Genomic DNA, 22800 nt, shown 5'->3' on the forward strand with positions numbered 1-22800 from the left:
CTTCGGTCTTAGTTTTACTCACATGTCTAAGACATTTATTCATACAGCCTTATTAGCAGAAGCTCAACCATTAATTAATTTTTTAAAACTAAAACAAGATAATTCGGTCCAAAATTTACCTAAAAATTGTAAACTATTTAAAGATGAAGATGAAAAATATTTATTAATAGTATCAGGTATTGGAAAAGAGAATTGTTTAAACTCTTTAGAATATGTTTATAAAAACTTCAAAATATCAAAAGCTATTAATATTGGAATTGCTGGTTGTAGTGATTCATCAATTAAAATTGGAACACTTTTTTGTACAAACAGACTACTTCCAAATATAAATTTTGCTCCTATTACAACCGTAGATGAGCCTTTGGAAAATGATGAAAATCTAGAAACACTTTTAGTAGATATGGAAGCAAAATATTTTTTAGAAACTTCAAAAAAGTATTGTGATGAGGTTTATTGTTTTAAAGTTGTTTCTGATTATTTGGAGATTGAAATTCCTAAAAAATCCTTTGTGATTGAACTTATTGAAAAAACAAAACTTATCTGGAAAAAATATTTATGAGTTATAAACAGAAATTTGAAGAATCTCTTCCTAAAACAAATTTTAAAAACCTTAGTTTAGAAAATCAAGAGTTTATAAAAAAGATAGCTTTTCTTTATGAGTTTTCATTTCAAGAATTAAAACAAATAATAGATTTTGCAATTGATTTTAATATGTGGCATGAACCTGATATCTCTAAGCTTTTTAAAGAAGAGTATGCAAATAGGAAAAATGCTTTTAATGATATAAGAAAAAAGTGGGAAAATTTTAGAGCAAAACCAAACTCATATAAAAACTTTTCAAAAGATTTATATAAAGATGATGTAAGAAAATTTTCATTTACTAAATTTGAGGGTGAAAAAACAGCTTTAGGTTCTTGTCCTGTGGCAAGTCCTAATACAAGATGTTGTAACTTGCTTACATTAGATGCAGTACAATCTTGCGGTTTTGATTGTTCATATTGTTCTATTCAATCTTTTTATAATCAAGATAAAATAGGTTTTGATGTGAACTTTAAAAAGAACCTTGAAAATCTAAAATTAGACCCAAATCAAACTTATCATATAGGAACAGGGCAAAGCTCTGATTCACTTATGTGGGGAAACAAAGAGGAGATTTTGGATGCTTTATTTGATTTTGCAAGAAAAAATCCAAATGTAATACTTGAATTTAAAACAAAATCAAATAATATAAAATACTTTTTAGAAAATGAAGTTCCTAAAAATATAATTTGCACTTGGTCTTTAAATACCCAAACTATAATAGACAATGAAGAACACCTTGCAGCAAGTTTAAATCAAAGAATTGAAGCTGCAAAGAAAGTTAGTGAAAAAGGTGTATTAGTAGGCTTTCATTTTCACCCAATAGTTCACTATGAAAACTATTTAGAAGAGTATGAAGAGGTTTATAAAACCCTAATAAATACTTTTGATTCAAAAAAAGTAGCCTTGGTTTCACTTGGAACTTTAACCTTTATAAAACCAGTTATAAACAAAATAAGAAGTAGAAAGTTTAAATCAAAAATCCTACAAATGCCTCTAACAGATGCAAATGGAAAACAATCTTATCCTTTGGAAATAAAAAGAGAGATGTTCAAACATGCATATTATACTTTTAAACCCTGGCACAAAGATGTATATTTTTATATGTGTATGGAAGATGAATCTTTATGGAAAGATGTATTTGGTTATGAATACTCAAGCAATAATCAAATGGAAGATTTTATGAAAATGTCTTATATGGATAAAATACTTCTTAATAGATAAAAACAAAATTTTCTAACAACATTATCATTATTATTAATTTCCCTTGTCACAGTTTGTGTCACAAAATAATCATTTTTAATATATAAAAGTAAATAAAAATAATATTTTATATGATTATAAAATTATATTAATACTATAATTAAAAATCTTAAGTATAGCTCATGATAAATGCACTCTAATTAAAATAATTTAAAAAGGCAAGAAATGAAAATCAAAACAAAAGTAATAAAGTAACATCCCAGAGGATAAATTTCCACTTTTGAGATTAAAAATATAAGTCAATAAATTAAGGTTAGACACTTTTTTTTGACAGGAGAATTCTCCTGCCTTTAAATTTAAGCTTTTGCAATAAGAACGCCACCAGCACTTAACATTGTAGTTCCTGCAACTACATTCATTTTTCTTTTTGCACTTTTACTTTTAAATAGTTTTTTTGCGCCACTTGCACTATACGCATATCCAAGCATTACTCCACCAAGTACAATAGTTACAATAGTTGAAATAATTATTATATCAATAACTGTTAAAGTTTGAAGATTTACAAATGTTGGCAAAAATCCCAAATAAAATAGTATTACTTTTGGGTTAGCAAGAGTTATTAAAAGTCCGGCTAAAAAGTTTTTCTTCCAAGATAGTTCATATACACCATCAACTTTTGTCTCATCAATTTTTGAAGTTAATATTTTATATCCAAGATATAAAAGATATGCTCCACCTAAATATTTTACTATTATAAAAAAATCACCTAAAACAGAAGCTATGGCACTAAGACCAAAAATTGCTAAAAGCAAGAAGATGATATCTCCTAACACAATACCTAATACTACAAAAGCAGCATTATTAAAACCTGAAGCTAAACCTCTTGAAATTGTTGCAAACACTCCAGGTCCAGGAGTGATTGCTAATAAAAACATCGCACCAGCAAAAGCTAACATACTATACAATGTCATTATTCCCTCCTTATTAAAATTTAAATATAGTAATATTGTAACTTAAAAATGCAATAGTTTAATTAGATAAGTGTTTATTTTTTATGCTCTATAGAATGGGTATTTTGAATATAAGTTTTGAAAGTACATATAATTGATTAAATGATTAATTAAGTGTATGTTCTAAAATTACATTCCAGAGGATGAATCTTTACTCTGGGTAAAATTTATACACATTTCTTTTAATATGAAATATTTAAATGTTATACTTGATTAGAGCTTATTTTTATCTTTTTTGACTTAATACCTTGACTAATATTTTCTGTAGCTCAGTTTAAAGGAGCTATTTTATGAATTCACATACTGTTAAACAGGCTTTTGAAAAAGCTATTGAACTTCAAAAGTCTGGATCAACTACACAAGCAATAACAATTTACAAAGATATTTTGGATGATGATAAGGCTAATTTTGAAGCTAATTTTGAATTAGGTAATTGTTACAAAAATTGTAAAGATTATAATAAAGCACTTTTTTATTTAAAAGAAGCAAGCAAGGCTAATAACAAATGTTATACCTGTCATTATAGTATGGCTGAGATTTATGATAAACTTTGTAAATATGAATTTTCTCTTTTTCATTTAGAAAAGGTAATAAGAGTTTGTCCAGAATTTTATGAGGTACTTTTTTCGATAGCACAATGTTATAGAAAAATGAAAAATGAAGGAAAAATGCATGAGTATCTTAATAAAACACTTGCTAAACTCCCCGAACATCCAGGAGCAAACCATCTATTAGCATCTTTAAATGAAGAAACAAAAAGTGATTATTCTTCTTTGTATGCTAGAGATCTTTTTGATAGATATGCTGGTCATTTTGAAGAACATCTTGTTTCTTCTTTAAAGTATCAAGTTCCATTTATAATAAAAGAAAAATTATTATCTTTAAACTCTGCCAAAGATTCTAAAATATTAGATTTAGGGTGTGGTACGGGCTTATTAGGGAAAACTGTTGTTGATTCTTTCCCAAATTTAGTAGGGGTTGATATATCTTCTAATATGATAGATGAAACAAGAAAAAAGGATATTTATTCTGAACTTCATACCAATGATATTCAAGAGTTTCTTTTAAAAAGTGTACAAGAGTATGATTTAATCATAGCAGCTGATGTCTTTATATATATTGGGGCTTTGAAAACTATTTTTTCACGTATAAAAAAGTCTATTAATAGTAATAGTTATTTTATATTTACAATTGAACTTTTAAATGAATTTGATAAAGAAAGTTTTCATTTAGCAAAAAGTGGAAGGTTTTCTCACACTATAGAGTATATAGAATCTTTATGCAAAGACTATGGTTTTGAAATTATAGATAAAGAGAAAATTATCTTAAGACAAGAAAATAAAATAGGGCAAAAAGGGGTTATCTTTATATTAAAAAAAGATAAGAGTTAGTTTTAAAAATCTAAAACTAACATCTATTTTTCTTTATTTGTGACAAGAGATAAATTATTTAAACTATATTTTTGCAAACTATCAAGTACCTTTACAACTTTTTCATAAACAACATTTTTATCAATTCTTACAATAATATTTTTATCTTTATTTGTAACTTTTGCTAAATGATTATCAAGCTCTTCAAGAGTAACAACTTTGCCATAGATGGCAAACTCATCTTTACTTATCTCTAATGAGATTTGTTTAGGCTCTATTTCAACCTCTTGTGCCTCAGATGAAGGAAGGTCTAAAATAAGTGCAAGTTCCTCTTTTTTGAATACTGAAGAAACAATAAAAAATATCAACAATATAAAAACCACATCAATCAATGGAGTTAAATCAGGAGCTATAGTTTCTCTTTTTTTTCTCATAGTTTTACTATAACTCTTTCTTCAATTTTGTGCTCTAAATTATCTATAAAACCTATTAAATAGTTGTATCCAATATAGTGAGGAATTGCAACTATAAGTCCAGCAACTGTAGTTATCAGTGCTATTGAAATCCCTGTAGAAAATATTGTAGGGTCTCCCAATCCAGATTTTGAAATAGAATCAAAAGAGTTTAATACCCCAATTACAGTACCAAGTAATCCAAGAAGTGGTGAGATAGAAGCTATAATTTTTATAGTATTTAATCCCAGTTCTAGCTTACTTAGATATTTATCTAAAGCGTTTTTTAAAACCTTCTCTTCATATTTATCATCATTCTCTTTTATAAGATTGGTTATTTTTTTTGCTGTAGAATCTTTTTGGAATTTTGCAATAAACAGTTCAATAAATTTCCATAACATTATTGAAAAACCTAAGATATTTAGAGCAATTAGAATATATACAATAACTCCACCTCTGTTTATATATTCCATAAGATTTAATTGGCTTACTAAATCAACTAAAAACATTTTATTCTCCTAACTATTATATATGTTGTAACTAATGGGAATATCTATAGTCAAACTATTTTTCCCTAATTCTTTTGGAATAGGTTGAAACCTATTGATTTTTTTAAGTAAATCTAATGCAGCATTATTTAGCCTTTTAAATTTACTCGGGTCTTTTAGATTTATTTTTTTGATTGTTCCATCTTTTAATATCTCAAAACTTATTAATACTTTCCCCTCTTGTTTAAGCCTTTTTGCTCTTTTTGGGTAGACTTTATTTTTTTCTATTACTTCTCTTAGTTTTGATAAATATTCATTCTTAATAAAATCTTTTTTCTCATTTGATACCAATTGTTTTTTAGGTTTAACCTTTGTAACTTTTTTAACTAAGGATGGGTCAATTTTTGGTTCTTGCTTTTTTACAATTTTTTCTATTTTCTTTTTTTCTTCATATTTTTTGACCAGCTTTTTTTCAGGTATTTTTTTTATAACTTTATTTTTACTTTTTTTTACAATCTTTTTAATTTTTCTTTTTACAGGCTTTGGCTTAGCTATTTTTTCAAGCACTTTTTTCTTTTCAATCTTTTTAGGTTTTTTCTTTTTTAAAACCACTTTCTGAAAAGATATTTTAGAAATAGTTGTAGGTTTTGATACAACGATCTCCTTCTCTTTTACCCTTTGATTGTTTAAAATAGTAAAATGTACTAACAGTACAAATGTTATCGAAACTACAAAAATGAATTTACTAATCATGTTGGAAGTATATATTAATATTGATAATAATTATCTTAATTGATTCAAAAGAATGATAAATTGTAAAATCTAAGTTATTACTGACACCATTTCACTACTATCTTTTAGTAATATAGGAAAAATATTAATTATTATAGGAAAAATTATGAAAAATCTTAGTATAAATATGAAGTTAATGCTACTAATTATTGGTAGTTTATTGTTCTTATCTGTTGTAATTTTATCAATTAGTGTACGTGAGAGTATAAAACATTCTGAAAAGGAAAAGTTAACTCAGTTAAAATCTATAACTGAAGCAAAAAAACAACATATTTCTGAATACTTTAAAACTATCGAGGGTTTAATTATTTCTACTGCAAACTCTGCTTCTACACAAGATGCCTTTAATGAATTTATTAGAGGTTTTTATACTATCTCAGCACAATCAAGTTCTGAAGTAGATATGCAAAAAGTAAAAGATGAGCTTATAAAACATTATAATGAATTTTATATAAACAAAATAAATTTTAATTTGCCAGATGTTCCAGCAAAAAAAGAGACTACAAAATATTTACCACAAGATGATAATGGAATTTTAGCTCAATATATGTATATTATAAAAAATGAAGCAAAAATTGGAGAAAAAAATAAATTAAATCAGTCAAATACTTTTTTTAATAATTATGCTTTTGCTCACACAAGGTTTCATGAAACTTTTAATATGATTTTAGAAAAATTTTCTTTATATGATATTTTTCTTGTTGATTTAAAAGGAACAGTTATTTATAGTACTTTTAAAGAGAAAGATTATGCAACAAATTTGATGACTGGACCATATTCTAATAGTGGTATTGCTAAAGCAAATAAAACAGCATATAAGCTTAAAAAAGGTGAAGTTGCATTTTCTGATTTTGAACCATATGAACCAAGCTACAATGCACCAGCTTCTTTTTTAGCAACACCTGTATTTAATAATCAAAATAGAAGAGTTGGAAATTTAATAATCCAATTTCCTACAGATAAAATTGATTCAATTATGAATTTTAATGGAAATTATGAAAATGCAGGATTAGGAAAAAGTGGAAATTCATTTTTAGTTGGTGATGATTATAAAATGAGAAATAATCACAGGTATTTAAATAAAATTGATAATAAACATGTAAAAAGTTCAAAAACAAGTATTGCTTTACATGAGATAAAGAATGAAGCAATAAAAGCAGCATTAGAAAATAAAACCGGTGCTACTATAATAGTTAAAGATGATGGAAAAAAATATTTAATTGCTTATTCTGGTCTTAAAGTCTTTGATAAACAATGGGGTATAATCTCTGAAATAGCTGATGCTGAAGCTCTAGCAGGAAGTATAAAATTAAATATAATTTTGGCCTCAATCTCTTTTGCAGTTTTAGTTTTAATAATCTTTATTTCAGTATATATTTTAAGAAGTTCTATTATTAAACCAATAAAAGATTTTGAAAATGGACTAATGTCATTTTTTAGATATTTAAATAATGAAACAAATGAGGTAGTTTATTTAGATGAATCAAAAAAAGATGAAATTGGACAAATGTCAAAAGTTGTAAATAAAAATATCAATAAGACAAAAGAAGGGATTGAAAAAGATAGAAAACTTATAAATGAAACAGTAAAAGTTTTATCAGAGTTTGAACAAGGCGATTTATCACAAAGAATAGATGCAAACTCTGAGAATCCATCTTTAAATGAATTAAAAAAAGTGATTAATGATATGGGTAATAATTTAGAAGCAAATATTGATGATATTTTAAAAGTACTAGAAACTTATACCAAATACAATTATTTACAAAAAGTGGATTCAAAAAATTTAAAAAAACATTTACTAAAACTTGCTAATGGGGTTAATCTTTTAGGGGATTCTATAACTGAAATGTTAATTGAAAACAAAACAAACGGACTTAAACTTGATGATAGTTCAGACAAATTAATTAGGAGTGTTGAAGTTTTAGCAAATAATACAAATTCTGCTGCAGCCTCTATTGAGGAGACTTCGGCTGCAATAGAAGAGATAAATAGTAATATAATTTCAAATAATCAAAATGTGCAAAAGATGGCTTCATATTCTCAAGAGGTTAATTCTTCTGTTAAAAATGGTGAAGAGTTAGCCCAAAAAACAACTTTAGCAATGGATGAGATAAATAAGCAAGTAAGTGCAATAAATGAATCAATTACAGTAATTGACCAAATTGCATTTCAAACTAATATCTTATCTTTAAACGCAGCTGTTGAAGCGGCAACAGCGGGAGAAGCAGGTAAAGGTTTTGCTGTAGTTGCACAAGAAGTAAGAAACTTGGCAGCTAGAAGTGCTGAAGCAGCAAAAGAGATTAAAGATTTAGTAGAAAATGCCAATATAAAAGCAAATGAAGGTAAACAAATTTCAGATGCGATGATTGAAGGATATATTAGTCTTAGTAAAAATATAAATAATACAATAGAGCTTATTGGTGCAGTTTCTGATTCTTCTAAAGAGCAACAAATAGGTATATCTCAAATAAATGAAAGTGTAGCTAGTTTAGATAAACAAACACAAGAGAATGCAAATATTGCCCAAGATACTAATAATATTGCCCAGCAAACAGATATTATTTCTAAACAAGTAGTTGCAAGTGCAAATGAAAAAGAGTTTAAAGGAAAGAATGATATACAAATAGATTAAAAAAATTAATATGTTCTAATTATCTAGCTTTTAAGATAATAATACTAAAATATACCAAAAATAATTAATAATAATAAAAAATAATTATTCTGTGTTTAATTTTGAAAGTTGGATTAAAATATGGGGGATAAACATTATTTAAAAGCTGAACTTGATGAATATATAAAAAATGATGTATCAATTTTTGATTTTATTCAATCTGCTTCACTTGATGGTATTTGGTATTGGGATTTAGAAAATCCCAAAAACCAATGGATGAGTGATAAGTTTTGGAAAGTTTTAGGATACGATCCAAATAAAAAGAAAAATCTTTCTTCAGAATGGCAAGAGTTGGTAAATGAAGAGGATTTAAAACTATCTATTGACAACTTTAATAAACATTTAAAAGATCCAAATCACCCTTATGATCAAATTTTAAGATATAAACATGCAAATGGTTCTACAGCTTGGATAAGATGTAGGGGTATGGCCATTAGAGATAAAGATGGAAATCCTTACAGAATGGTTGGTGCTCATAATGATATGACTATTGTTATGGATGGTTTAAAAAAATTAGAAAAATATAATGGTCTTAGTAGATTAAATAAAAACTTAACACAAAAATATAATGAAGAGCATCAACAAAGATTAGAGATAGAAAGAATTAATAAAGATATTGAAAGATATATAAATCTAATAGACAAATTCATAATATCTTCAACTATTGATTTAGAAGGAAATATTTTAAATGTATCTGATGCATATTGTAAGATATCTGGGTTCTCAAAAGATGAATTAATAGGTGAATCTTATATAAAAGATGCTTTCCCAAACTCTGAAAATCTTGATATTAAAGACTTAAAAAAACTTACAAAAGAGTCTGATACTTGGGAAGGTGAGAGAAAAAATCTAAGAAAAGATGGAACAACTTATTGGCTTAAAACTACAATAACACCTATAATTGATGATAATGAAAATATTATTGGATATTCTACTTTAAATGTTGATATTACAGATAAGAATATTGTTAAACAGAATAATCTTGAGTTAAAAACTATCAAAGAAACATTAGATAACGCAGTAAAGATAGCTAGACTTGGTACTTGGGAATGGAATTTATCTAGAGATATTATGAAGTTTTCAAAAATATCATATGAGATATTTGGTTTAGAAGAGGGTAAATTAATAGATTTTCAAAGTTTCAAAAATTTTGTTGTTAAAGATGATAAAAAAAGATATAAAAGAGTAATAAATAGAGCATTAAAGAAAAAAACATCTTTCTCCTTTGAATATAGAATCTATCGAGGTTTTGAAATACGAAAAGTGTGGGTTATTGGAAATCCAATTATAGAAAATGAAAAAGTTGTAAGAGTTACTGGAATACTACAAGATATTACAGAACTAAAGCAAGTTGAAGAGGAATTAGAGGAAGCTCAAAAAATTGCAAAAATAGGACATTATAATTACAATATAAAAAATGATATATTTACTAACTCATATATTATTGATGAGATATTTGGTTTTGATGAAAAAATAACAAAACACTTTAAAGTATGGTCAGATTTAATACATAAAGATGATAAAGAGAGAGTAAAAAAATATTTTGATGGTATTTATAAAGAGAATAAAAAATTTGATACTGAATATAGAATTATAAATAAAAAAACAAAATCTATTAGATGGGTTCATATGTTAGGAGAACTTTCTTTTGATAGAGAAGGAAATGTTACTTCTTTTTTTGGAACTATACAAGATATTACAGCTAGAAAAGAGTTAGAGAGTAATCTTTTACAAGCTCATAATGTATTTGAAAATACTCATGATGGGATTTTAGTTACAGATAGTGAAGGAAAAATATTAAATGTAAATAAATCCTTTGAAAAGATAACAGGATATAAAATTGAAGAGGTTATAGGACTTAATCCATCAATTTTAAAATCAGGAATACATGATGATGATTTTTATAAAGATTTATGGAGAGAAGTTAGAACAAATGGTTATTGGAGTGGAGAGATTCATAACAAAACTAAAAATGGGAAAATATATCAAGAGTTGTTAACTGTTAATGCAATATATGATGAAAGTGGTCATGTATGCAATTTTATAGGGCTTTTTAGTGATATAACAAAACAGAAAAAACAAGACAAATTGATACTTCAACAATCAAGAACAGCAGCAATTGGAGAGATGCTAGAAAATATTGCCCACCAATGGAGACAGCCACTTTCAATAATATCAACATCTGCAACAGGCTTAAAATTTTTGTTAGAGATGGATTCAGAAGATAAAATTCCTAAAGAAAAAGTTCTAAATGTTTTAGATGATGTGAATAATTATGCACAATATTTATCTACAACAATTGAGGATTTTAGAAGTTTTTTCAAAGGTGATATGACAAAAATTAAAAGATTTAATATAAAAGAAACTCTTGATAAAATTACAAACCTTACAAAAGATTCATTTATGCATAATTTTATTCATTTAGTAGATTATACAGAAGATAAAGATTTTTTTATTGAAAATAATGAAAATATTTTAACTCAAGCCTTGATTAATATATACAATAATGCAAAAGATGCCCTTGCTGAATATGTTGGAGATAAAGAGAAAAGATACTTTTTTATATCAATAGAAGAATCAGAAAATACTTTATATCTTCACTTTAAAGATAATGCTGGAGGGATTAGTACTAATATTATGAATCAAATCTTTGACCCATATTTTACAACTAAACATGAATCTATTGGTACAGGGCTAGGTTTATATATGACATATCAAATAGTTACAAAACAGTTAAATGGTACAATTGAAGTTCATAATGTGAATTTTGAATATGAAGGAAAATTTTTTAAAGGTGCAGAATTTATAATAGGAATACCTATAAATAATACAAATTAGAATTAATAATATTTTTGCTAAACTTCAATTTTAAAAATTAAAATTAAGGCAGTTAATGCTTCACGAAATAGTAGATTTTATAGTAAATACAGTTGGTAGTTTAGGATATATAGGTATCTTTATTATGATGTTTTTGGAGAGTTCATTTTTCCCTTTCCCTTCTGAAATTGTGATGGTTCCAGCAGGATATTTAGCGTATAAAGGGGAGATGAATCTTGCTTTAGCGATATTTGCAGGTATTGCAGGAAGTTTAGCTGGAGCAGTGTTTAACTACTTTTTAGCTGTAAAATTTGGGAGAAGATTTTTAAGTAAATATGGTAAATATGTTTTAATAAAAGAAGAGACTTTGGAAAAAATGGAAAACTTCTTTGCAAAGCATGGTCATATCTCTACTTTTAGTGGAAGACTTATCCCTGCTGTTAGACAATATATCTCATTGCCTGCTGGTTTAGCCAAAATGAATATTTGGAAGTTTTCTTTATATACAAGTTTAGGTGCGGGAATTTGGGTTCTTATACTTGCTTTATTGGGTTATTTTATTGGTTCAAATCAAGAATTAATTGATGAGTATTTAAAAATAATTATAGTTTCTATTTTAATATTATTAGCAATTTTTATTTTATTCTACATTCGAATAAAAATGAAAAAAGGCATCATAAACAAGTGGAATAAAAAATGAAAAAAACAGCAATAGTAACGGGATATTCTTCTGGCATAGGTGAAGCTATTTGTTCTACTTTAGAAATGAATAATTATAAAATAATAAGATTAACAAGTAGACTAGAAGATTCACAAAACATTGAGGGTGAAGTAAAAGAGTTGTTAAAAAAAGTTGAAATAGATATATTAATAAATTGTGCTGGTGTAGGTGTTTTTAAACCCCATGAAGAGATATCTGTGAGTAAAATAAAAGAGTTGATTGATATAAATCTTACAGCACCAATTTTATTATCTAATTTATGTCTAAGAAGTCTTAAAAAAACAAAAGGGCATATTATAAATATCTCTTCAATAGAAGCAGTGCGTCACTCTAAGTTTTCAGCTTTGTATACAGCAACAAAAGCTGGACTTAGGAATTTTTCATTAAGTTTATTTGAAGAGCTTAGGAGAAGTGATGTAAAGGTTACTAACATAAATCCAGATTTAACAAAAACAAATTTTTTTGATGAATTCAATTTTGAACCTTCAGATAAAAAAGAAGCTCATCTTTTACCTTCTCAAATAGCAAATACAGTATTAGATATAATAAACTTTGAAGGTGTTATTACAGAAATGACAGTTAGACCGCAGCGATTGGAAATAAAGAAAAAATAAATTATTAAAGAGTTAAATTATGAAAGAATTTATAATAAACAATTGGAATAAGTTTTTATTAACATTTTTGTCTTTTATTGCACTTTTTATTGCATTAAGTTTTTCTATTGATGAAAGTGCAAAAGCTTTAATTGATGATTCTTTTAAAGAAGCTGTTATAGTTTTTGGTAGTGCAAAAGCTTTAAATGCAGTTATCTCTTTAGCCCAAGGTACTGAACTTAGTCTACCTTTTGTTGTTGTAGCAATTGGAGAGGTTTTAGACCCAATAAATGATTTAGTTGAACAGTTTGCACTTGTTATGTTAGCTAGTTTAACCTCTTTGGGGATACAAAAAATTTTATTAGGATTTGTAACTAATGAGATATATAATGCAATACTTTTAATCTTTATTATAATCTTTAATATATGGTTATTTAAACGTTTTAAAAAGGATGAGGGTTTAAGAGGCTTATTTTTTAAAGTTACTTTTGTTCTTCTTTTTCTAAGGTTTGCAATCCCTATGATTAGCTATGTAAATGATATCTCTTACAATTATTTTGTAAAACCTGAATATAATATTGAAAAATTAAATGAGAATATTGTTAGGGTTAAAAATAATGTTAGTGAAGTAACTAAAAAAACAATAGAACAAAAAGAGAATAATAGCTTTTTAGAAAAAGTTATGGAAAAATTTGATAGTAACTATTATGAAAAAAAGATTGATGAATATACTGTTGCTGTAGATAATTCAAGTGAATATATTATAGATTTAATTATTGTTTTTATTTTTCAAACAATAATTTTACCAATAGTTTTTCTTTTTATTCTTTACTTTTTTATAAAATCTATTTTTAATATAAGAAGAACCTAAATAATAGGTCTATTGTATCTTATATAATAAAGTGATGGTAAGGCAAGTCCAAATCCAATACCCCCAAGAACAATAATTGTTTTTAAAGAGTTATCAATAAACAATGTGATTAAATCTGGTGTAACTCCATGGGCATTCATAGTTATAAGATTTATTATTGCTCCAAAAGCTTGTTTCCCAGGTAGTAAAGGGATAATTGAAGCAATAGTATAAACAGGTCTTGGTACTATATATTTTCTAGACCAGTATAAAGCAATCACACCAACTAAAGTTGAAGCAAAAAAGGTTGCAAGTTCTAAAGAAAAATTTAAATCCATAAAAAATTCTCTTGAGCAATAAGCTATTGCTCCACCATAAGCACATTTTAAAAGAGTATCTCTTGGTACATTAAAAACCATCCCAAAACCAACTGCTGGAATTGCTGCAAAAATAGCATTTATTAAATATTTAATTAGGATTTCCATATTTTACCAACCTTGTAAATTCAAAACAGTAAAAGCAAAAACTATACCAATAGATGTTGCAGCAGTTAACATCACAGCTTGCATCCAACGTCCCCATCCCATGGCAAGATAACCTTTTACCGCATCTAATACTGAGTTTATAAAAGGAAAACCAGGAGCTAACAATAATACACTTGAAGATAGAACAATATCCGGAGTATTGGTTAAATTAAAAATTTGTGCTAATGCGGCAATTAATGTTGCAACAAAAGCAGTAACTCCAAATGTGATGATTAAAACAAATTTTTTTCTTGCTAATTCTTGTCTAACAAACATTGCAACTGCTGAAGCTAAAAAAGTGGTTGCAAAACCTTGCCAGTCTGCACCATTTAAATAGGAGAAACAAGCACATGAGAGACCAACCATAATTACAATCAACCATCTGTTATAATAGTTTGGTTTTATCTCTTTCATAGTTTTTATGACATAATCGACATCAAGTTTTTCTTGCTCCACTTTATAACACATTTTTTGTACATCACAAACAATCGACATATTAATTGGTTTATGATGAGCCCTTCTAGTAGTTGTAACTGATTGGGTTTGTTTATTGCTTAAGGTAGTTAAAACTATGGCAGAAGGTATTAATGAAACTTCAACTGAATCAACACCTAAAGCATTTCCAAGCCTTTGTGCAATTGTTTCTATAAGTCTACTTTCTGCACCAAATTCAAGCATTAATACAGCAGCTTTAATTATTGTTCTTGTAACTTTTGTTTGTTGTTCGTAGGTTAATCTATTCATCTATTTTAGATAGTTCTTTATTTTTAATATTTTCCCATTATCATCTGCAATATAAAGGTTTCCTTTTTTGTCAAAAGTAATGCCCTCTTGAGCATATTTTTTAGGAAGGTTATATTTTTTTATGACTTTAGATTTTTCGACATTGTAGCTAATTATTTGTGAGTTCTTATCACTAATCATGTATAAAATATTTCCATTAAAGGTTAATCCTGAAATATCTGTAAGTTTTGGGTCAATAATATCTTTTATTTTTAATTTTTTTGCTTCTAAATCATAATCTAAAATTACAATTATTGAAGAATCTTCTTTAGGATATTTTTTCTTTGATTGATTTGAGGCGTATAATTTATTGTTAAAAAGGGCTAATCCTTCAATTCCATTACCACCTTTTTTTAATACTTTTTTACCTTTATATTTTCTATCTATTTTTATTTTTTTTACAATATCAAAACTTTTTTTCTCTACAACTAAGATAGAGTCTTTTTTTTCGTTTATTAAAAGAAGCAAAGCATTCTTTTCATCAACTTCAATAGCTTCTAAGTCATATTTCCCAAGTTTCTTTTTTCTTAAAACTTTTCCATTTTTTGAGAGTTCATAAAGAGTTCCTTCATCATTTACTACAAAAAGTGAATCGGAAATAACACTATAACAAATTCCTGAAGCTTCTGGGATTTTTGCAATTACTTTTTCTTTTGCAAATAGGTTTTGCATAAAAAAAAATGATATAAATAGAGGAATTAAACTTTTTATCATTTATGAGTTTCTTTTTTCAACGGTATTGATATGGTAAATAATGCACCTTTACATTTAATATCTTTATAAATATAAGAACTATTTATTACTTTTAGAGAACCGTTTAAGTGCTTGGATACAATCTCATTAGACATATATAAACCGATACCTGTACCTTGAGATTTATGTTTTGTTGTAAAATATGGTTCAAAAATTTTATCAAGTATTTTTTCAGGAATTCCACCTGCATTATCTTTTATTTTTATATGTAAATAGTTTTCTCTTTTTATAGTTGAGATAAATATAAATTTATTTTCTAATTGATTTGAATTAAGTGCATCAACTGCATTGTTGAAAATATTTAAAAGTATTTGAATAAGTTCACTTTCAATTGTTTCAATTTCGATAGTTTTAAGATCTTTGACTACTTCTATATTCCATTTTTTAATTCTAGAACTAACTAGGGATAATGATTTTTCAATAGTTGAATTAATTGAAAAAATCTCTTTTTCTTTTTTAGGATTAAAAAAGTTTCTAAAATCATCAATTGTTTTTGAAAGATATTGAGAATGTTCATTTATAGATTTTACATTGCTATAAAGCATCTCTTCTGAAATCTCATTACCCATCTCTAACTGTATTTGCAACCCCGTTGAAGCTGTCGAAATAACTGATAAAGGTTGCCTCCATTGATGTGCGATATTCTCTAACATCTCACCTAATGCTGCCATTTTTGATTGTTGAGCTAACATAGAATCTTTTTCTCTTTTTTGAAACTCTAACTCTTTTATTTTTGTTAAGTCAAATATTGTTCCTACTATAAAAATCGGTTTATTATTTGAGTCAAATCTTGTAACTTTTGTTGTAAGTTGTATATGTTTTAGAGTATTGTCTCTTAATAATATTTTAAATTCAATAATTTCTCTTTTATCACTTTTTATTGCTTTATAAAGATGTATTTTTACTTTTCTTTTTTCCTCTTCATGTACAAAAGATAAAAACTTAGTTATTGAGGGTTTTATTTCATTTGGATATAGTCCAAAAATTTTAAAGTGTTCATTACTCCATTCTAAGTGTTTTGTTTTGGTGTTATAACTAAAGCTACCTAATCTTGCAATCTTTTGAGCCTCATCCAATAAGTAGTTTGTTCTACTTAATTCTTTTGTTTTTATTTCAACTCTTTTTTCAAGCTCTTGATTTAATTCTTTTAACTCTTTAGTTCTTTCATTTACAAGAAGTTTTAAAGTTTTATTTCTATTCATATTTTGTTGATTGATATAAATCAATATAATAAAAATGATAAAACCTACTGAAAGGATTATCCAAAATACTGTATAGTCAATAGTTTCTTTATATTGAATATTATTCCATTTACCAGTTACTTGAGAGATCTCATTTGGATCAAGAGATGAGATTGCTTTATTTAGAATTTCTTGTAATAAAGGGTAGTCATCTCTTATCATAATGGCAACTTTATAAGTTAAACCAGTATTCCCACTTATTTTTAAATCATCAAAATTTAATTTATTTATATTATAAATTAAATTTGGTTTTATACCTACAAAAGCATATACTTCAGAATTAGAAACTTTTTTAAGACCCTCTTCAATATTTTTAACTGGAGTTAATTTTAAATCAGGATAGTACTCTTCAAGTAATTTGTGGGCGGTGAAGTTTTTACCAACAGCAACTTTTTTATTATATAAATAATTTATATTTTCTATAAAGTTTTCATCTTTTAAAGTTACAATAGATAAAGGAAATTCAATATATGGTTTAGTAAAGATAGAATATTTTAGTCTATCTTTTGTTTCCCCTACACTAAATATAACATCAACTTTTTTATTTTTTATAAGATTTAATTGTTCAGAAAAATTATTTGAAAATATATATTCTGAATTAAGATTTAAACTTCTTGAAATCATATCCCAAACTTCAGAAGCCATACCAGTTGGTTCCCCATTTTTGTCTTTAAAAGTGAAAGGTTTCCAATCATTTGAAACAGAAACTTTTAAGGGATGATTTCTAATAAAATCTTTTTCTCTTTGTGATAAAGAAAAACTTTTCTTATAAATTTGTTGTTCTGCATTTAATACCCATTTACTCTCAACCTCATAAAGTTCTTCGCTGGTTAATTTTCTAAATCCTCTATTAAAAGTATCAATTAAATCTTTATTTCTAGAGATAGCTTTTATAGGGATATATTCTTGTAATAAATCTATTGGTTTTATTTTATGAAAAAAGTTGTTTCTTAATGAATAAAACTCAATAGCAAATTTATCATCAAAAATTAAATCAAGTTTTTTTGATAAAAAATCTTTAAATAAAGTAGCATAATCTTTATATACTAGAGTTTGTGAAAAAGGAAAATTTGTATCTAGATATTTTTTATGGTCTTCTCCTACAACTCCTATTAAATATGAGGCTTGTTTACTAAAATCTCTACTAAAATCTTTATGTATAAAAAGTGAAGTTTTTGTTTTATAAATTGAGTATGAAGATTTCATCCATGTATCGTATGGATTTGTTCCTAGAAAAAAGTCAACTCTTCCAGTTCTTGCGAGATTTATTGCATTATCCCAAAGTTTGCCGTTTACAAATTTAATTTTATAATTGTTTTTTTCCGCCCAAAGATTCCAATAATCAATTAACAAACCTTCAGGATGTCCATTTTCTAAATATGAGAAAGGTGCATAGTCTGGGTCATATGAAACTGTAAAATATTTTGTAGATGATGCATTTAAGATATTAATAAATATCAAAAAAAGAAAGATTATCTTAAAAAAAGATTTCATTAGAACCCTGCAGTATGTATTTTGATTATTATAGCGAAGATAAATATAAAATAAATTGTAAAAGGTGTTAAAAAATAGTCTTTTTAGGTTTACCAATGTAGTAGCCTTGTACATAATCGACTTCTAGTTCTTTTAAAATATCTTCAATCTCTTTTTTGTGAACCATCTCTGCGATTGTTTTTAGATTTACATTTTTAGCAAACTCAACAATTGATTTAACAATAATCTTAGAATTCTCATTTCTATCAATACTTTCAATAAGTGAACTATCAATTTTAAGAAAATCTACATTTAGATTTAATATATATGAAAAGTTTGAATATCCTGAACCAAAATCATCAATAGCTAATGATGCATCATATTCTTTTAATCTTTTTGAAAACATTTTTACATGTTCAAAATCTTGAATCTCTTCACTCTCTAAAAGTTCTATAATAAGTTGTGAACCTATTTTATAATTATCTAACATTTCAAATAGATAGTTTGTTGTTTCTTTATTTAAAATATCATCAATAGAATAGTTAATAGAGAATGTAATATCCGGTTTATCCTCAAAATATTCAAAAGCTTTTTTAATCATTCTTTGAGTTATTTGTGGATAAAACTTAGCTTTTTTAGAGATATTTAAAAATAGAATTGGTGCATAAACTTCATCTTTAAATATCATTCTTGCCAAGCATTCATATTTTTTTATCTCACCTGTCTTTAAATCTTTTATAGGTTGAAAATAAGGGATGATGTTGTCTTTTTCTAAAGATTCTTTTATATTTAAACTCCAAGTGATATGTTTTGAGTATTCCTCTTGAAGTTCTAAAGAGTTGTCAAACTCCTCATATAAAGTTCTGTTCTTTTTTGCTGTTCTTAATGCAATTGTAGCTTTTTCTATAATTCTATTTTTTGCATTATAAACTACTCCTAGAGATGATTGTATTTGAATATCAGTATCTTGATATCTACAAAATTCACTATTAAGTGAAGTAATTAAATCTAAGCAATAGTTTTTTGAAATTTTTTCTTGTGTTAATATTGCAAACTCATCACTATAAAGTCTATACACTTCATGCACTGCTTTAGTTTTTTCATATAAATACATGGCAATTTGTTTTAAAATAGTATCACCAACTTTTACTCCATAAAAGTTATTTACTTCTTTAAAAGAATCGATATTAATAATTATCAAAGTGTTGTATTCGTTCTTTTTTATATCCTCTTCAAGTTTTACTAGATTTGGTAATCTTGTAAGGGAATCTGTATATAAGTTATTAATCAAAATATCATAGTAATATTTTATTTTTCCTAGAAGTTCATTAAAATGTTTTTCTAAAATATGTAACTCTTTTATTCCTGGATTTACATTTGATCTTTTTGACAGGTCAGTATTTAATGATATTTTATGAATAGCTTTTGTAAATTTATTTACAGGGGTAATAATTTTTTTATTGATTACAAAATAAAGTATAATAAAGCAAATAAGTATGAATATAACAAAAAATATTAAAAAATAGGAGATTAACATATCAAGTGAGATTTTTATTTCACTTGGTGGATAAGTTATGTCTAATACCCCATTTATATCTCCAACTTTAGTATTATAGTGGCAAGTAATACATTCTTGCCTAACTCTCATTGGATAAAGGTACCTAATACTACCATCATCTAAAATTAGAAACTGTTTATCCCCTTTCAAGGCTTTTTGAATAAAAGGGTCATTTTGTACTATGAGTTTATCTTCTTTATGAATACCCATAATTTTTTCAACTTTTTCACTTCTGTATGAGTGAACCTCGAGACCTTCTCTTATATGTTCTAATCTTTTTAATATTTGAGTTAAGTCATCTTTCCCCCAACCCTCTTGCATTTTTGTATTCATTATTTCAAATACAAGTTCACTTGTTTTTTTTGCATCATCTTCACCTAAATTGTTTAATGCAATTTTTTTAATATATATGCTTGAGATAAAAATTGAAACTATACTTGTAATTAGTAGGATAAATATAATTCTGAATATAAGTTTTTTATTTGAAATGGGTTCTTTTTTATTAAATCTAGACTTAGACACAAATCACCTTAACATTTAGCTGGTATATGATAGACTAAATTATCTTAATATTAAATAATGAATTTAAAAAATAATTTTATTTCTACCTAAGATAAAATATCTATCTAACTAAAGTGATTTTGTAATATAATACACCAGATAAATAAAAAGGTTGTATTTGAAAGAGTTAACTCATTACTATAATAAAAAAGATATTTTGTTTAAAGAGATAAAAGAGATTGCTCCAAAAGATTTAAAATCTAGAAAAAAAATTAAGATATATGTGGCAACTTCAATACAAAAAGAGTATTATGCAATTTTTATAATAGATAGTAAAAGTAGATTTATTAGAAAAAATGCTGAAGATCTAATGATATTATTAGATAATTTAGTTTCATTTCAAGAACACAATTTCAAGAAAAAAGAACTATTGATTTCAAGTCCTATTTGCTCAAAAGCAAAAAAGTTATTAGAAAATGATAAATGGAGAGTAAGAGTTGATTTTATGTGATATTGGTAATACAACTTATCATTTTTTGATTGATGGAATTCATAAAAGATATTATTTAAATGAAAAGTTACCTGAATTTAAAGAAAGAATTTATTATATTTCAGTCAATGATAATGCAGCAAAAGTGTTAGAAAACACCCATAATGATTGTATAAATCTTGAAGAGTATCTTGATTTCGATACAGAATATAAGGGAATGGGAATAGATAGAAAAGTTGTATGCTTAGGTGTAGAAAATGCTGTTATAGTAGATGCAGGAAGCGCAATTACAGTTGATATAATGGAAAAAACAGAACACAAAGGCGGTTTTATTTTACCAGGTATATTAAGTTTAAAAAAAGCATATAAAGAGATATCTTCAAAGTTAGATTATGAAATTAATACAAAGGTAAACTTAGATACAATACCCCTTTGTACACAAGATGCAATGTCTTATTCTATTTTACAATCTATAATTTTACCAATAAAAGAGATATCTAAAGAGAAAAAGATAATATTTACTGGTGGAGATGGAGAATCTCTGAGCAAATATTTTGATAATTGTATCTATAAAGATGATTTAATATTTAAAAATATGAAAGGGATAATTGATGCTAACAATTGCATTGCCTAAAGGAAGAATTGCAGAAGATACTTTGGAAAAATTTGAAAGTGCATTTAATGAAAAATTCATTTTTGAAGATAGAAAACTAATTTTAGAAAAAAGTGGATTTAGATTTTTAAATGTAAGAAATCAAGATGTTCCTACATATGTAATGCATGGTGCAGCAGACCTTGGTGTTGTTGGATTAGATGTTTTAGAAGAGAAAGAGTATGACCTTATAAAACTTCTTGATTTACAGCTTGGACGTTGTAAAGTTGCTTTTGGTCTTGTAAAAGGTGAAGAATTAGATTTTACAAAAAGTCAAATTACAGTTGCAACTAAACATGAAAAAATTGCAAAAAGATATTTTGAAGAGAAAGCAATGGCTGTAAAGATTATCAAATTATATGGCTCTATTGAATTAGCACCTTTAGTTAATCTTGCTGATTGTATAGTTGATATTGTTGAAACAGGTACAACTATGAAGCAAAATGGACTTGAAGTGGGACCTACAATTATGGAAAGTTCAGCACATCTAATTGCAAATAAAAACGCATATTATGCAAAAAAAGATTTAATTTTTAATTTAAAAGATAAGTTAGAAGCAGTACTTTAATGGGATTAGACCTATACTCTAAAATAGAACCTTTCTTAGATTTTCAAGAAGAGGTATATGAACTTCATAAAGAGTTTTTATCTTTTATAATAAATAAGAACTTAGACAATATTTTAGATATTGGATGTGGTCAGGGATATTTTTTAGAAAATCTTTTACTAAATAAAAAAACTTGTTTTGGTATAGATTTAAGTAAACAACAAATTGAGTTTTGTAAAGCAAAAGGCTTAAGTAATGTTGACTCAATTGCTTTAGAAAATGTTACTAATAAATATGATTGTGCTACTGCAATATTTGATGTAATAAACTATATACCAAAAGATATATTAAAAAGTTTTTTTCAAGATACAAATAAAGTTCTAAATAAAGATGGATATTTTATCTTTGATATAAATTCAGGTTTTGGTTTTAGTGAAGTTGCGCAAGGGTGTATAACTATTGATTTAGAGGATAAGTTTATAGCTATTGATGCAATTTTTGAAGATGAAAAACTTATTACTGATTTAGTAATGTTTACTAATAATACAAATGATTTATTTAAAAAAGAAGCAGATAGTATTACTCAATACTATCATGAAACTTCTTACCTCAAAGCTATTTTAGAAGAGTGTGGTTTTAAAATTGAACAGATAAATCAATTTAATCTACATGCTTATGAAGAGGCTGATAAACTAATATTTATTTGTAAAAAAATCTAAGAAAAATAAGGTA

General features: G+C 26.0%; 21 protein-coding genes. 12 read left to right on the forward strand and 9 right to left on the reverse strand.

Annotated elements, in window-relative coordinates; all coding sequences use genetic code 11:
* The first annotated feature begins 22 nt into the window (after positions 1–22).
* The gene (locus ACKU4C_RS01765) at positions 23–559 is read left to right on the forward strand and encodes a nucleoside phosphorylase (protein ID WP_321314124.1); all 537 of its coding nucleotides are present in this window, start codon (positions 23–25) and stop codon (positions 557–559) included.
* Entirely contained in the window at positions 556–1803 is a 1248-nt protein-coding gene (locus ACKU4C_RS01770) for a spore photoproduct lyase family protein (RefSeq protein WP_321314126.1), read from the forward strand. Before ACKU4C_RS01765 ends, ACKU4C_RS01770 begins: the two co-directional genes overlap by 4 nt.
* 335 nt (positions 1804–2138) lie before the next feature.
* On the opposite strand, the gene ACKU4C_RS01775 is transcribed toward ACKU4C_RS01770, so the two are convergent.
* Positions 2139–2753: a LysE family translocator gene (locus tag ACKU4C_RS01775; protein WP_321314127.1), complete on the reverse strand. Its 615-nt coding sequence runs from the start codon at positions 2751–2753 to the stop codon at positions 2139–2141.
* 329 nt (positions 2754–3082) lie between these two features.
* On the opposite strand from ACKU4C_RS01775, the gene ACKU4C_RS01780 reads away from it, so the two are divergent.
* Positions 3083–4183 (forward strand): methyltransferase domain-containing protein, encoded by a 1101-nt coding sequence (locus tag ACKU4C_RS01780; RefSeq protein WP_321314129.1) that lies wholly within the window; start codon positions 3083–3085, stop codon positions 4181–4183.
* 23 nt (positions 4184–4206) lie between these two features.
* Here the strand turns inward: ACKU4C_RS01780 and ACKU4C_RS01785 are convergent, their stop codons facing one another.
* The 3 genes from ACKU4C_RS01785 to ACKU4C_RS01795 are packed head-to-tail and all read right to left on the reverse strand — an operon-like array spanning position 4207 to position 5855.
* On the reverse strand, positions 4207–4596 hold the full coding sequence (locus ACKU4C_RS01785) for a biopolymer transporter ExbD (protein WP_321314130.1): 390 nt from the start codon (positions 4594–4596) through the stop codon (positions 4207–4209).
* On the reverse strand, positions 4593–5123 hold the full coding sequence (locus ACKU4C_RS01790) for a MotA/TolQ/ExbB proton channel family protein (RefSeq protein ID WP_321314132.1): 531 nt from the start codon (positions 5121–5123) through the stop codon (positions 4593–4595). The genes ACKU4C_RS01785 and ACKU4C_RS01790 overlap by 4 nt, the downstream gene beginning before the upstream one ends.
* A gap of 9 nt (positions 5124–5132) precedes the next feature.
* Positions 5133–5855 (reverse strand): energy transducer TonB, encoded by a 723-nt coding sequence (locus tag ACKU4C_RS01795; protein WP_321314134.1) that lies wholly within the window; start codon positions 5853–5855, stop codon positions 5133–5135.
* Between the two features lie 145 nt (positions 5856–6000).
* Between ACKU4C_RS01795 and ACKU4C_RS01800 the strand changes: the two genes are divergently transcribed.
* The 5 genes from ACKU4C_RS01800 (at position 6001) to ACKU4C_RS01820 (ending at position 13567) form a co-directional block, all read left to right on the forward strand.
* The gene (locus ACKU4C_RS01800; protein ID WP_321314136.1) at positions 6001–8526 is read left to right on the forward strand and encodes a methyl-accepting chemotaxis protein; all 2526 of its coding nucleotides are present in this window, start codon (positions 6001–6003) and stop codon (positions 8524–8526) included.
* 120 nt (positions 8527–8646) lie between these two features.
* Positions 8647–11403: a PAS domain S-box protein gene (locus ACKU4C_RS01805; RefSeq protein ID WP_321314137.1), complete on the forward strand. Its 2757-nt coding sequence runs from the start codon at positions 8647–8649 to the stop codon at positions 11401–11403.
* A 55-nt stretch (positions 11404–11458) separates the two neighbouring features.
* Entirely contained in the window at positions 11459–12082 is a 624-nt protein-coding gene (locus tag ACKU4C_RS01810; RefSeq protein WP_321314139.1) for a DedA family protein, read from the forward strand.
* Positions 12079–12717, forward strand: coding sequence for an SDR family oxidoreductase (locus tag ACKU4C_RS01815; RefSeq protein ID WP_321314140.1), 639 nt, complete (start codon positions 12079–12081; stop codon positions 12715–12717). Before ACKU4C_RS01810 ends, ACKU4C_RS01815 begins: the two co-directional genes overlap by 4 nt.
* A gap of 19 nt (positions 12718–12736) precedes the next feature.
* A complete protein-coding gene (locus ACKU4C_RS01820; protein WP_321314141.1) occupies positions 12737–13567 on the forward strand; it encodes a hypothetical protein in 831 nt (276 codons plus the stop codon).
* Here ACKU4C_RS01820 and ACKU4C_RS01825 read toward each other — a convergent pair.
* The 5 genes from ACKU4C_RS01825 to ACKU4C_RS01845 all read right to left on the reverse strand — a co-directional run bounded on the left by ACKU4C_RS01825 (position 13564) and on the right by ACKU4C_RS01845 (position 20400).
* A complete protein-coding gene (locus tag ACKU4C_RS01825) occupies positions 13564–14031 on the reverse strand; it encodes a threonine/serine exporter family protein (RefSeq protein WP_321314142.1) in 468 nt (155 codons plus the stop codon). The two genes, ACKU4C_RS01820 and ACKU4C_RS01825, sit on opposite strands and share 4 nt — an antisense overlap.
* A 3-nt stretch (positions 14032–14034) precedes the next feature.
* Positions 14035–14814 (reverse strand): threonine/serine exporter family protein, encoded by a 780-nt coding sequence (locus tag ACKU4C_RS01830; RefSeq protein WP_321314144.1) that lies wholly within the window; start codon positions 14812–14814, stop codon positions 14035–14037.
* Positions 14815–15567, reverse strand: coding sequence for an SdiA-regulated domain-containing protein (locus ACKU4C_RS01835; RefSeq protein WP_321314146.1), 753 nt, complete (start codon positions 15565–15567; stop codon positions 14815–14817).
* On the reverse strand, positions 15564–18341 hold the full coding sequence (locus tag ACKU4C_RS01840; protein ID WP_321314147.1) for a transporter substrate-binding domain-containing protein: 2778 nt from the start codon (positions 18339–18341) through the stop codon (positions 15564–15566). The genes ACKU4C_RS01835 and ACKU4C_RS01840 overlap by 4 nt, the downstream gene beginning before the upstream one ends.
* Positions 18342–18408: 67 nt before the next feature.
* Complete coding sequence (locus ACKU4C_RS01845) at positions 18409–20400, reverse strand: bifunctional diguanylate cyclase/phosphodiesterase (protein WP_321314149.1); 1992 nt, start codon at positions 20398–20400, stop codon at positions 18409–18411.
* A 157-nt stretch (positions 20401–20557) separates the two neighbouring features.
* On the opposite strand from ACKU4C_RS01845, the gene ACKU4C_RS01850 reads away from it, so the two are divergent.
* The 4 genes from ACKU4C_RS01850 to ACKU4C_RS01865 are packed head-to-tail and all read left to right on the forward strand — an operon-like array spanning position 20558 to position 22787.
* A complete protein-coding gene (locus tag ACKU4C_RS01850) occupies positions 20558–20890 on the forward strand; it encodes a hypothetical protein (RefSeq protein WP_321314151.1) in 333 nt (110 codons plus the stop codon).
* Positions 20877–21503, forward strand: a complete 627-nt coding sequence (locus ACKU4C_RS01855) for a type III pantothenate kinase (RefSeq protein WP_321314153.1) — start codon at positions 20877–20879, stop codon at positions 21501–21503. The genes ACKU4C_RS01850 and ACKU4C_RS01855 overlap by 14 nt, the downstream gene beginning before the upstream one ends.
* Entirely contained in the window at positions 21481–22089 is a 609-nt protein-coding gene (gene hisG / locus ACKU4C_RS01860; protein ID WP_321314155.1) for an ATP phosphoribosyltransferase, read from the forward strand. Before ACKU4C_RS01855 ends, hisG begins: the two co-directional genes overlap by 23 nt.
* Complete coding sequence (locus ACKU4C_RS01865; protein WP_321314156.1) at positions 22089–22787, forward strand: class I SAM-dependent methyltransferase; 699 nt, start codon at positions 22089–22091, stop codon at positions 22785–22787. Before hisG ends, ACKU4C_RS01865 begins: the two co-directional genes overlap by 1 nt.
* Positions 22788–22800: the final 13 nt, after the last annotated feature.

It is taken from the genome of Halarcobacter sp. (assembly GCF_963676935.1).
Classification (GTDB): Bacteria; Campylobacterota; Campylobacteria; order Campylobacterales; family Arcobacteraceae; genus Halarcobacter.